Genomic DNA, 13,185 nt, shown 5'->3' with positions numbered 1-13,185 from the left:
TTAGCGGAATTGGCGCGGTAAAAATTGAACTTCAGGGTTCTTGTCTTTTTTACGTGCCAGTTTGCTGTTTTTGCCGAGCAATAATTTAAGTTGCCAAATTTTTTCTAAACGTAAAGATTTACTTGGTTGATGTTCCATAGCATCTAGTACACGTTTGGCTGCGGTTAAGGCATCAGGTGAGCGGCCAAGCATCTCTTCAGCGAGTGTTTGAGCTTGTTGAAGCGGTGTTGCATTGAGATGCGTGACCAAACCAATATCTTTGGCATAGTTGGCGTCAAAAATACGGGCAGTAAGTGTCAATTCTTTCGCCAAATCTAAGCCAATAATGCCTTTAAGCGAACGGCTGAGCCCCATATCTGGAACCAAACCCCAGCGACTTTCCATAATCGACATTTGTGTTTCTGGATGTGCAATACGAATATCGGCAGCCAGAGCAAGTTGCATACCTGCACCAAAGCAATAGCCTTCAATCGCGGCAATCACTGGAACAGGCAGTTCTTGCCAAATCAAAAATGCTTTTTGAAAAAGACTTTGACCAGGGCGGATCAGTTCCCATGCAGCATAAGCGGTGTTTTTCGGGTTGTTTAAATCACTTAAATCAATGCCTGCACTAAATACTTGTGCTTCGCCAGTTAAAATCACACAGCGAATCGTACGGTCTTTTTTAATACGATTGGCAATGTTTACCAGCTCTTTGAGCAGGGCAAAACTCATGGCATTGCGTTTATCTGGGCGATTTAGGCTAACGGTTGCAATGCCGTTGTTATTTTCAAATTTGACCAAAGCCATGTTGTACACTCTTTTTGTTTCTTTGCGACGAGCATAGCATGAGCTTATCTTGCATGCATGACAGCTCAGTCATCCTTCTATTTAAATCGGGCATGACGACCTGTTTAAGTATTGTGCTGACTTAAAATATGTTGGGCTGCCAGTTCAACTTGCGCAATGATGGCTTTCATTTCATCAAAGCGTTTGTGGACTTCTTGAATGAAGGCATCATCGGCTCTGCGGCGTTCTTTACGTAAGGTTGAAACAAATTGCTCAAAGCTACCCGTAACATTTTGCAAATTGGGTGTGCCGACATAGCGAGTTGCACCGTATAAACGATGGAGCACATGTTCGAGTTGTGGGAAATCTTCAAGCTCAATCAGCTGTTCAATTTCATTCACTTCTATTTCGAAACTGTCAGTAAGCATTTTGAGCAAATCGACCGCCAAGTCCTCTTTATTGGCCGCTAGCATAAGACATTGTTGCCAATCTAAAATATTGCTGTCGAGTGAATCAATAACAGCAGTACGTTCTACAGCAACAGGCTTTTTAAAGTTTTCAGCGGTCCAATGGGTCAAGATTTGAATAATCTGTTCCATTTGGATCGGTTTAGTCACGTAATCATCCATACCACTTTGCAACAGCTTTTGCTTTTCATCCGAAAGTGCATGTGCCGTGAGCGCAATAATCGGCAGACGTTTTTGTTCTTCTTTGGTGGATTCTAATGAACGCAGCGCACGCGTGGTATCAATGCCAGACATTACGGGCATTTGAATATCCATGAAGACCAAATCAAAATCTTTGAGCCCTTGCGCATGGCGAGATTGAATAATATCTAAGGCTTCTTGACCGCTGAGTGCTTTGGTGGTGGTCACGTTAAGTTCAGATAAGAGCGCCTCTAATACAATCAAGTTGGGTAGATGGTCATCGACCGCTAAGATATGTAAGCCTTGGCCATCAAAGTTATCCATGGCGTCATGTTCAAACAAGGGCTCATTACCCAACAATTGTGCCAATGCACTACGACTCAGCGGTTGATGTAATGGACGAGCACGGTATTCATTTAGCATGCTTGGATCGAGTAGCATTTGATAGCCATAAATCGCCAAATTGCCGTGATAACGTGAGCGAATTTCTTTGAGCATGGCTTCGGTATCGCCACTATGGTCTAAAATGAGCCAAGTATTTTCAGCATGTTCAAACTGATTTAGACGGCTAAATAAATCTAAAATCGACTGTGCTTCGACGTGTTGTACAGCATAATCTTCAAGGTAGTGGCGTAGTACATTGGCTGTAGCAGGATGTGCTAAATATGATACCACAGTTAAATGTTCAAATTGTGGATGGATGACTTCTTCATCTTCATTCACGCTAAACATTGCGGTAAACCAAAAGGTTGACCCTTTTTCGGTCGGTGCACGTTCTTGGTTGTCTTCAAAGCCAATTTGACCATGCATGAGGTTGACCAATTGTTTAGAAATTGCCAAACCAAGACCTGTACCGCCAAATTGACGTGTAACGGAGGCATCACCTTGTGAGAAGGATTCAAACAGCTTTTTACGGTCTGTGCCACTTAGGCCAATACCACTGTCTTGTACGCTAAAATGAAGTAGGCACTGGCCAATATCATCATGTTCCATTCGCACACGAACAATAATTTCACCATCAGGGGTGAACTTAATCGCATTAGAAATTAAATTGGTCAAAATTTGTTTAAAACGTAAGGCATCACCAATCACATGCACGGGCACGTTGTCCGCATAGTAAAAGGTCATATCAATATGCTTTTGTGCCGCTAAAGGCGAAAGCATGTCCATAACATCAAAAACGGCTTCTTCTAGATCAAAAGGTGCAGTTTCGAGTTCGAGTTTTCCGGCATCAATTTTAGAAAAATCTAATACATCGTTAATGAGTGCCAGCAAATGTGCAGAAGATTTGCGAATGGTTTGTAAATATAAGTTTTGTTCATTGCTCAAATTACCTTGGCGCAGTAACAGATGAATAAAGCCATCAATACTGTTTAAGGGTGTTCTGAGTTCATGGGAAATATTGGCTAAAAAAACCGATTTAGATTGATTGGCATGAATCGCTTGGTCGCGTGCTTGACGGTAAGTGATATTTTGCACTTCTAAAGTATCGAGCGTACGGCGTAAATCGTCTTCGGTTTGTTCTGTATGTTCGCGTAATTCTAAAAAACTAAAATGCAGACGATTGACCACGTTGGCAATGTCACGCTGTAAAAGGCGAAGCTCACCTGTACTGTTAATAATCATGTGCTGATCTAAGGTGTCAGCATTGAGGCGTTGTAATTGCATACGAATTTCGTACATCGGTGCAATCCAGCGACGCGAATAGAAATTGAGGCATAACAATAATAAAAGTAGGGTCAGTAAACCTGTTGCGACCAACACCATCAGCACGCGATAGTGTGCAATTTCTAGAGGTTGGTTGTCGAGCTCAATCACCAGCCAGTAAGGCGTATTCATTTCATCATGAATTTGTGTGGCATACACATTACTGTGATTTAAACGAATAGGCCCAATAAACTCTGATTTTTTGTTCTCTGCAAGCTTTGGCCATGGCGCATCATCTTGGAAGCCAAAACTAATTCTATTTTTTTCTTGGCTGTCTAAGATTGCAGCACGAATCAAATGTTTTTCGCTAAACATATTTTGCATGGCATTTCGTGCTTGATCGAATTGCCATGGATATTGTGCCAATAAGTTGAGCGCATCTTCGGATGCAGGCTGAAAACGCGTCAAAATCGCAATCGCCATTTGGCGTTGTTGTGCTTTGGCGGCATTGGAAGTTTCGCTAATGACCAAGGTTGCACCCACACATGCCAAAATTGTAATGGGCACAAAAATTAACGCAATGAGCTGTCCATAGGCATGATTTAAGTGTAGGCGTTTAAAAAGCTTTTTGTTGATATTTGACATGATTCAAGCAGTTTATTCCTTATGCACTGCATATTAGCATGCTTTATTTGAAACTGACTGCGCTTTAATCACTTTCACGAAAAAGCCCTGCAAATGGGTGCAGGCGCAGTCATTTTTTCATACAATAGGCGCACCTCGATATAGGTACAAATAATGAGTAATACAACCCCTGATTTCCAAGCAGACGATTTTTTGTTAGACCATTATGTCGGAAAGACTCCGTTGGTGCGTTTACAGCGTCTGGCATGTCACACTCAAGCAACTGTATTGGCCAAGTTAGAAGGCAATAACCCAGCAGGTTCAGTCAAAGACCGTCCAGCATATAATATGATTATGCAAGCTGAAAAGCGTGGACAGATCAAGCCGGGTGATACGTTAATTGAAGCGACAAGCGGAAATACAGGTATTGCATTGGCAATGGTTGCTGCCATGCGTGGTTATAAGATGAAGCTGATTATGCCAGCCAACTCAAGCCAAGAACGAAAAGACGCGATGCGTGCCTACGGTGCAGAATTAATTGAATCTGCAAGCATGGAAGAAGCGCGTGATATGGCCGCGCAAATGCAAGCAGACGGCGTGGGCTTGGTTCTTAATCAATTTGGTAACCCAGATAATTCAGAAGCACATTACCTGACCACTGGCCCAGAAATTTGGGAGCAAACAGGCGGTAAAATTACTCACTTTGTGAGCGCGATGGGCACCACAGGCACCATCATGGGGATTTCAAAATACCTCAAAGAACAAAATCCAGAGATTCAAATTGTTGGCTTACAGCCTTCTGAAGGTTCAAATATTGCAGGTATTCGCCGCTGGCCTACAGAATACTTGCCGACGATTTTTGATCCGAGTCGTGTCGACCGTATTATGGATATTCCGCAAATTGAAGCTGAAAAAACTGCCCGTAAAATGGCACGTGTTGAAGGCATTAGTGCAGGTACATCTTCAGGTGGTGCAGTATGGGCATCAGTGAAATTGGCTGAAGAGAATCCAGATGCTGTGATTGTTTGCATTATCTGTGACCGTGGCGATCGCTATTTATCTACAGGTTTATTCTCTGTGGTTGATGCTGAATAATTTCGGGGTTGAAGAGTCTTTATGCGTTTACCTATTTTAACTTTCGATATTGAAACTTTGACTGATTTAAAATCAGGTGCGCATTTATACGGACTCGATTTACCCGAAGCCGATTTAGACGCGGCTTTGGCAAAGTTAAGACGCCAAGAAAGTGGTACAGACTTTCAGCGTTTGGCTTTGCATGAAATTGTCTGTATTTCAGGTTTTTGGTTAGATGAAAATGGCATGAAACTGTTTTCATTTAGCCGTGAAAACTATAGTGAAGCTGAAATTTTAAAGCGCTTTTTATCTATTTTTGATAAACGCCAACCGACATTGGTAAGTTGGAATGGCTCGCAATTTGATGTCCCCGTGATTTTATTTCGTGCGATGTATCATGGTCTATCTGCGCCAAGTTTATTTGATCAGGGCGAGATTGATTCACAAAAGCGTTATAATAACTACCAAAATCGCTATCACCACCGTCATGTCGATTTAATGGATGTCATGGCGATGTTTAATGGTCGTCATTTTCAAAAGCTGGATGACATTGCACATTTATTGGGTTTTCCTGGTAAGCGTGGTGATGGGGCATATCATGTGCCTGAATATGTCCGTACTGAACAGTGGCAACAGCTGACCAGCTATTGCGAAGGTGATGTGCTCAATACATGGTTGATTTATTTGCGCTGGCAATTGTTGAAGGGGCAAATTTTAGCCTCCGATCATCAACACTTGGTGCAATCGACCATTCAGTATTTAGCGACACAGCCACAACAGGCTGAATTTTTAGCGGTTTGGCGAGAAAATTCGAAACAAACCGATTTTACCCAATTTGATTTCCCATCTTCCACACATTAGGTTCACATGAAATACAAAGCCAAGTCCCCAAAAGCACCAGCACTAAGCTATATTTTTCAAGTTGAGTCGCTGTCACATGAGGGGCGTGGCATTGCTCATTATGGTTCACACCCTGAGCATCCGATTGAAAAACAGGGTAAAAAAGTTTTTATTCGTTATGCTTTACCTGGTGAAACTGTACGCGCAGTGATTACTCATACCGCAAAGCGTTTAGAAGAAGCGGATAGTCTAGAGCTTCTGAGTGCAGCCTCTACAATGCGTGTGCCTGCGCCGTGTCCGCACTTTGGGATTTGTGGTGGTTGTAATATGCAACACATTCACCCAGACGAACAAATTCGTTTAAAGCAAGATGTACTAAAATCACATTTAACCCATTTTGCAGGATTAAGCCCGAAAGAATGGCTTTCGCCTTTACGCTCAGGTCGTGAGGACTATCGCTGTAAAGCACGTATTGGTGTGCGCTATTTGCCTCATAAAGATAAATTGGTGGTGGGTTTTCGTGAAAATGCCAGCAATAAATTGACTTCTATTGACCGATGTATGGTCTTAGATCAGCAATTTGGTTCGATTACACGTTTAAAACAATTACTCCAAAGTCTAAAAGGCAAAGCTGACATCGGTCATGTAGAATTAGCGATGGGGGATGCTGAAGTTGCTTTGCTGATTCGTCATACCGATAAATTATGTGACGCAGATGTCAACGAATTACGAAAATTTACGTTACAGAAACAGTGGCAACTTTATTTACAAGCAGCAGGGCCTGAAAGCTTAGTTCGAGAGGACGGCCAAGGGACTGAAATGCGTTTGCATTACAGATTAGAAGAATTTGATACGACTTTTGCCTTTAGTCCATTAGATTTTACTCAAGTAAATTCAAGTGTTAACCCGAAAATGGTGAAGCTGGCATGTGATTTGCTTCAATTGAAGCCAGGTGAGCGTGTTTTGGATTTATTTTGTGGTTTGGGTAATTTCTCTTTACCTTTGGCGCGCTGTGTTGGTGCACAAGGTGAAGTGGTAGCGGTTGAGGGAAGTGAAGAAATGGTCGCTCGAGGTACAGAAAATGCAAAAAACAATGCAATTTCTTGGTTGAGCTTCTATTCACAAGATTTAACAAAAGATTTTTCGCATCAAACTTGGGCAAATCAGGGATTTGATGCATTATTGATTGATCCTCCACGCTCAGGTGCAGAAGAGGTTATGCATTATCTGCCCAAGTTTGGTGCAAAAAGAATAGTTTATGTCTCATGTAATCCCGCAACACTCGCACGCGATGCAGGTGTGTTAGCACAGCAGGGTTATCAGCTGAGCCGGGCAGGTGTTATGGATATGTTTACGCATACTGGGCACGTAGAGTCTATCGCGTTATTTGAACAGATTGAACCAACCACTCAGATTGACGATGTAAGAAGTGATGAAGAGTAAAAAAATAGGAGTAGGGTATGGTCACAGTACGTGAACAGCTCCCGGGGCGTCTCAATGAGTTGTCTCAGGAAACGACTGTAGAACATGCCGATCAAGCACTACATGATCTAGACGAATGGCTAGATCGTGTGCGTGGCATACTAGATGGTGAATCATTATCACAGCTTGAAGAAGTTGCACATCTAACGCTACAAAAAGAGCTTGAGTCGACGATTCATCATCGTTCCAATACCTTTTATACAGGTATTGAGATGGCTGATATCTTAGCGCATTTACACGTAGACGAAGATACCTTGTCGGCAGCGATGCTTTACCGTGGCGTACGTGAAGGTGTTATGTCGCTGGATGAAGTACATGAAAAATTCGGTGAACAAGTTTTCGCCTTGGTCAAAGGTACTTTGGCCATGGGTAAGCTTTCAGAGCTGATTGAACAAAATAAACGTCTGGAAGATCATTTTAATAATAACCAACGTGAACACTTAACTGGCATTTATAAAATGCTGATTTCCGTGACGGAAGATGTTCGAGTTGTTTTAATTAAGTTGGCAGAACGTACCTATGCTTTACGTGAATTGGCGCATTCTTCAAAAGAGCGTCAGGAACGTGTTGCACGTGAAATTTTAACAATTTACTCGCCATTGGCGCATCGCTTAGGCATTGCTCAGCTCAAATGGGAGCTAGAAGATCTGGCTTTTCGTTATCTGGCACCAGAGCGTTATAAAGAAATTGCGTCCTTATTGAATGAAAAGCGTTTAGAGCGCGAACAATATATTCAATTCGTTACCGATAAATTGCGCCAAGAACTGCTCGATCATGATATCGAAGCGGAAATTAACGGCCGAGTGAAGCACATTTATTCGATTTATCGAAAAATGAAAAGCAAGAACTTGAGTTTTGATCAGCTCTACGACATTCGTGCCGTGCGTGTATTGGTAAAGAGCGTTCCAGAGTGTTATCACACCTTAGGGATTGTTCATCAAATCTGGCGTCATATTCCACATCAATTTGATGACTATATTACCAATCCGAAAGCCAATGGTTACCGTTCATTGCATACGGCTGTGATTGCTGAAAATAAATCACTCGAAGTGCAAATTCGTACCCAAACTATGCACCAAGAAGCTGAATTGGGTGTGTGTTCACACTTTAACTACAAAGAAGGGTCGAAAAACACCGACCATTCTTTTAACCATCGTTTACATTCATTACGTTCGGTTTTAGAACATTATCAAGAACGTAATGATGCTAGTGCACATAAAGATGAAGAAGGTGAAGAAAGTTTTGAGCAAATTCAAGACTTCGAAGGCTTTGAAAAAATTTATGTGTTTAGTCGTGATGGTGACATTAAAGAATTACCGCGTGGCGCAACTGTATTAGACTTTGCTTATCACGTGCATACGCAGGTCGGCAATAAATGTTATGCCGCACGGGTCAATCAGCGTTATGTTCCTCTCACTTACACTTTAAAAACAGGTGAGCAAGTTGAGATCTTAACCAAGAAAGACCGTGAACCAAACCGTGATTGGATTGTCAATTCGCTGGGTTACATTAAAACTGCCCGCGCGCGTGATAAGTTACGTCATTGGTTCCGCCAACAAGATCGAAGTAAGAACTTAGAAGTTGGACGTGAGATTCTAAATAAAGAACTTGCACGTTTGGCGATTCACCCGAAAAGTATTGATCTAAATGACTATTGCAGTCACTTCAATGTCAAAACGGGCGAAGATATTCTGATTGGATTGGTGAGTGGCGATATTAGCCTGCATGCGCTGATTAATCAGGTGAACCGTCACATGCACTTAGATCAGGATGAGCCTGAACTGGTGCTGAAGCCGACATTAAACCCGCGTGCCAGCCATACACTGTCTGCACATGGTATTTTAATTGATGGTTTAGACAATGTAGAGCTACATGTGGCTCAGTGCTGTCAGCCTGTACATGGTGAATCGATTGGGGGCTATATCACACTTAATCGTGGCGTGAGTATTCATAAAGTTGCATGCCCTGACTACATGCGTATGATTCAGCAAGAGCCTGAACGTGCAGTAGAAGCAGATTGGGAAATGCAACCAACGCGTGGTCAAAGCGTACAAATTGTGGTGGAAGCATACGACCGCCGTGGTTTACTGAAAGACTTAACGCAGGTGATTTTCTCAGACCAAATTAACATTCGTCAGGTGAATACCATTTCAGAGTCTGATGGTATTGCCAACATGAAATTGTTAATTGAAGTTAAGGGTTTGGCACAGCTTTCACGTCTACTCGCACGACTTGAGCAGCAGCCTGGCATTATTAGTGCACGACGTTTAGTTCAAGGGAATTAAGCTTCTCATTTAATATAATAGCTTCATAAATTGATGAAAAAACCCGCATGTCAATGCGGGTTTTTTCATGTAATGTATTATCAATGATCATTAAAACAATACATATTGCGATTTATGACGCTTTCAGAACGACGCAGAGATAATCTAAATCAGTGGTTTGAATATTTAATGCAAACGCAGTTTCAAACCGGAAAAGCCATTTGTGAGCATTATGGTTTGAGTGTGGCTGAAGTTTCTCAAATGTTAAATAGCCACCGACCGATTTCACAAAAAACAGCACGCTTGCTTGAGCAGCAATTGCAGTTGGCTGAGGGGGCTTTAGATTTAGAGGAAATGCTTCAATACTGCACTCAGCAGGTACAAGTATCGCAACCTTTACATCATATAAGCATTGGTCAAAAAATTGAGCATTATGCAATGGCGAGTGTGCAAGCGCAGGTTTTCGCTTTGGAAATAAGCTCGGATGTACTCAGCGCAAATGTAGACTTACATGGGAAAAGTTCTAAGGATTTATATCAGATCGGTATTACGGGCTCGGATTATGCCCCCATGTTAAATGCAGGCTGGACGGTGCTGTGTAATCGGGCTTTAGACGCGCAGGCACAGGATTGGGTCTGTGTAAAATTGGTCAATGAGTTATGTTTATTTTTACAGTTTGTACGAACGACCACGACAGAGCATTATTTTCAAAGTTTAGACCAGAAAAAAGCGGTGAGTTTTGCCTGTGCTGATGTGCGACATATCGATCCAATCGTTATGATTTATACACGTTCTGATTGAAATTGGCATAGTAATATTGGCCATTTTTAGGGCTGTAAAATATTTGATAGGATTGCAATAACGCAATAAAAAACCCATCCGAAGATGGGCTTTTTATGTGGTTAGCTCAATTAGTGAGGAATTTCTTCTTCATCAAATTCAGGTTTAACTTGTACGATAAAGTCTTGACGGTTGAGACCACGCCATAAAGCGAAAGCCGTACCAATGTAAATAGATGAGTAAGTACCCACAAATACACCAACAAACATCGCAACAGAGAACCATTTAAGGCCATCACCACCCAAGAACATCATGGCTAAAACAACCAATAATAATGTCATTGAGGTATGAACTGTACGACGTAAAGTTTCAGTTAAGGCAATGTTGATGATCTCAACAGGCTCAGCACCGCGAATCTTACGGAAGTTTTCACGGATACGGTCTGATACCACGATGTTATCGTTAAGAGAGAAACCGATAATGGCCAAAATTGCCGCCAATACTGTTAAGTCGAATGGCCACTGCATGAGGGCAAAAATACCCAGTGTCACGATAATATCGTGAAACAAAGAGAGCACTGCGCCCATTGCAAGTTTGAATTCGAAACGAATCGTGACGTAAACCAGCATTAACAACAGAGCAAGTGCAACAGCACCACCCGAACGTAGATAAAGCTCGTTACCAACTTGGCCACCCACGACATCTACTTTATGCACTTCAGCTTTGTTACCAGGTAACTGTGCTGCTGCTGTAATCTCTTTGGTTAAATCAGCTGCTTCTGCATGTTCTTGTACAGGCATACGGACCATAAGGTCACGGTTTGAGCCTAATGTCTGTACTACAGAGTCTTTGAAGCCAGCCTGAGCAAGTGCAGCTGTTACATCCGTAGCTTGCACAGGCTTGCTATAGTTGAGTTCCGCAGATACACCACCCGTAAAGTCTAAACCGAGGTTTAGACCTTTGGTCGTAATAAAGAAAACACTGGCAACGGTGAGCAGAATTGAAATGATGGCAGCAGGCACTGAAATCTTCATGAACGGAATTACACGTTCATTGTCTGGTCGGCCGTATTTTTTAGGATCCAATTGAGTATTGTCAGTCATGATCGATCTCCTAAATGCTCAGCTTGGTTAAGTTACGTTTTTTGCCATAAATGAGCTGTACGATTGCACGTGTTACTGTAATAGCAGTAAACATTGAGCAAACAATACCAATCATCAGTGTTACGGCGAAACCTTTAATTGGGCCCGTACCGATGGCAAAAAGAATAAATGCAACCAAGAATGTGGTGAGGTTCGAGTCGAAAATGGTGTTATAGGCACGATCATAGCCGGCCATAATGGCCTGCTTGGGTGAGGCACCCCATTTCATTTCTTCTCGTATTCGCTCACAGATCAACACGTTGGCATCGACGGCCATACCAATGGTAATGACAATACCTGCAATACCTGGGAGGGTGAGGGAAGCACCAATCCATGACATAACTGTCAAGATCATCGCTAAGTTCACCACCAAGGCGAAATTGGCAATTAAACCAAATAGACGGAAGAAGACCACCATCCAAATGGCAACAAGCAAGAAGCCGATTTGTGTAGATAGCACGCCTTTATCAATGTTTTCTTGACCAAGACTTGGACCAATAACACGTTCTTCAACAAAGTACATTGGTGCAGCCAAAGCACCAGCACGTAGCATTAATGCAAGCTCTGCTGCTTCTTGTGGTGATGCTAAACCTGTAATACGGAATTGTGAGCCTAATACCGCTTGAATCGTTGCAGCATTAATCACAACAGATTCAGTATATGGTGTACGAACTTCTGTTTGAACACCTGTAGCAGGATCTGTTACATAGCTAATTTTTTGTTTATTTTCAATAAACAGAACCGCCATACGTTTACCAACGGCAGCGCGTGTTGCCTCAGACATGAGCTTACCGCCCGCAGTATCTAAGGTAATGTTTACTTCAGCACCACCAGTGTCTTGGCTAAAGCCTGAAGAGGCATTTTGTACACGTTCACCCGTAAGAATACGGTTACGGTTCAGTAGTAATTGACGACCACTATCTAAAGACTCATAAGCAAATGCTTCTGTGCCTGGTGGAACTGAGCCTTTTGCTTGACCCGTATACGGATCAATGTATTGATCATTTTGATCAGAGACTAAACGGAACTCGAGGTTTGCAGTACGACCTAAAACACGTTTAGCTTCTGCAGTATCTTGTACGCCTGGTAATTCAACCACAATACGGTTGCTACCTTGGGTTTGCACCAATGCTTCGGCCACACCTAACTCGTTAATACGATTACGGAGTGTGGTTAAGTTTTGGTTTACTGCATAAGATTGAATTTCTTGCTTACGCACATCGGTATACGTCAAACGCAAAGTTGAGCCATTATCAGTGGCAATCGCTTGTTGTGTATATTCGTTACCGTTACGGCGTAGAAAATCCATCACAGCTGAACGGTCGTCATTGTTTGCAAATTGCAAAGTAAGCGAATTATTGTTCAGAGTCAGACTATTGAATTTTAATTTATTGTCACGCAATTGACGGCGCAAATCTGCAGCTGATGTTTCCATACGCTGAGAGATGGCTTTGTTCATGTCAACTTCAAGCAGGAAGTGAACACCGCCACGTAAGTCCAGACCTAACTTCATTGGCTTAGCACCAATTTTTTGTAGCCATTCTGGTGTTGTCGGTGCCAAGTTCAGTGCGACAACATAGTCATCACCTAAACCACGGCGTAGAGCGTCTTTTGCTTTTAATTGTGCTTCACTTGAATCTACACGTAAGAGTGCAGCATTGTTGGTGAAACTATTGTCATGCGATGCAATATTGTCACTTTTTAATATTTGCTCTGCTTTTTGCACGATGCTCTGGTCAATCTGAGTACCGGCTTTGGCACCCGAAATTTGAACGGCAGGTTCATCTGGATACAAACTTGGCAGGGCATATAATGTACTGATCACGAGAACAACGATGATCAGCAGATATTTCCATGCTGGGTAACGCATCTGTTTTCTTCTTAAAATGAAAAAAGCCGTGCAAATGCACGACTGTT

Annotated in this window: 9 protein-coding genes; 5 read left to right on the top strand and 4 right to left on the bottom strand. The window is 42.4% G+C overall.

From position 1 onward, the window contains the following. A complete protein-coding gene (locus HYG93_RS12125) occupies positions 1–789 on the bottom strand; it encodes a crotonase/enoyl-CoA hydratase family protein (RefSeq protein WP_106984612.1) in 789 nt (262 codons plus the stop codon). A 104-nt stretch (positions 790–893) separates the two neighbouring features. Then, on the bottom strand, positions 894–3,707 hold the full coding sequence (locus tag HYG93_RS12120; RefSeq protein WP_106984613.1) for an ATP-binding protein: 2,814 nt from the start codon (positions 3,705–3,707) through the stop codon (positions 894–896). A 153-nt stretch (positions 3,708–3,860) separates the two neighbouring features. On the opposite strand from HYG93_RS12120, the gene cysM reads away from it, so the two are divergent. From cysM to HYG93_RS12095, 5 genes are all read left to right on the top strand, one after another. Continuing rightward, positions 3,861–4,781 carry a cysteine synthase CysM gene (gene cysM, locus HYG93_RS12115; RefSeq protein ID WP_106984614.1) on the top strand — a complete coding sequence of 307 codons (921 nt, stop codon included), beginning with the start codon at positions 3,861–3,863 and terminating at the stop codon, positions 4,779–4,781. Positions 4,782–4,802: 21 nt separating this feature from the next. Then, on the top strand, positions 4,803–5,621 hold the full coding sequence (locus tag HYG93_RS12110) for a 3'-5' exonuclease (protein WP_106984615.1): 819 nt from the start codon (positions 4,803–4,805) through the stop codon (positions 5,619–5,621). A gap of 6 nt (positions 5,622–5,627) precedes the next feature. Continuing rightward, entirely contained in the window at positions 5,628–7,043 is a 1,416-nt protein-coding gene (rlmD, locus tag HYG93_RS12105; RefSeq protein ID WP_106984616.1) for a 23S rRNA (uracil(1939)-C(5))-methyltransferase RlmD, read from the top strand. Positions 7,044–7,060: 17 nt separating this feature from the next. Further along, positions 7,061–9,367: a bifunctional (p)ppGpp synthetase/guanosine-3',5'-bis(diphosphate) 3'-pyrophosphohydrolase gene (locus HYG93_RS12100; RefSeq protein WP_106984617.1), complete on the top strand. Its 2,307-nt coding sequence runs from the start codon at positions 7,061–7,063 to the stop codon at positions 9,365–9,367. Positions 9,368–9,535: 168 nt separating this feature from the next. After that, positions 9,536–10,147 (top strand): hypothetical protein, encoded by a 612-nt coding sequence (locus tag HYG93_RS12095; protein WP_106984618.1) that lies wholly within the window; start codon positions 9,536–9,538, stop codon positions 10,145–10,147. Between the two features lie 110 nt (positions 10,148–10,257). On the opposite strand, the gene secF is transcribed toward HYG93_RS12095, so the two are convergent. Both secF and secD read right to left on the bottom strand, forming a co-directional pair. Then, on the bottom strand, positions 10,258–11,232 hold the full coding sequence (secF, locus tag HYG93_RS12090) for a protein translocase subunit SecF (RefSeq protein WP_171356329.1): 975 nt from the start codon (positions 11,230–11,232) through the stop codon (positions 10,258–10,260). A 7-nt stretch (positions 11,233–11,239) separates the two neighbouring features. Continuing rightward, the gene (gene secD / locus HYG93_RS12085; RefSeq protein ID WP_106984620.1) at positions 11,240–13,138 is read right to left on the bottom strand and encodes a protein translocase subunit SecD; all 1,899 of its coding nucleotides are present in this window, start codon (positions 13,136–13,138) and stop codon (positions 11,240–11,242) included. Between the last annotated feature and the right edge of the window lie 47 nt (positions 13,139–13,185).

The sequence above is a fragment of the Acinetobacter sp. SwsAc6 genome, from assembly GCF_013391565.1.
Lineage (GTDB): Bacteria > Pseudomonadota > Gammaproteobacteria > Pseudomonadales > Moraxellaceae > Acinetobacter > Acinetobacter cumulans.
The sequence above is the reverse complement of the archived record's forward strand: the minus strand, read 5'-3'. Positions and strand labels throughout refer to the sequence as shown.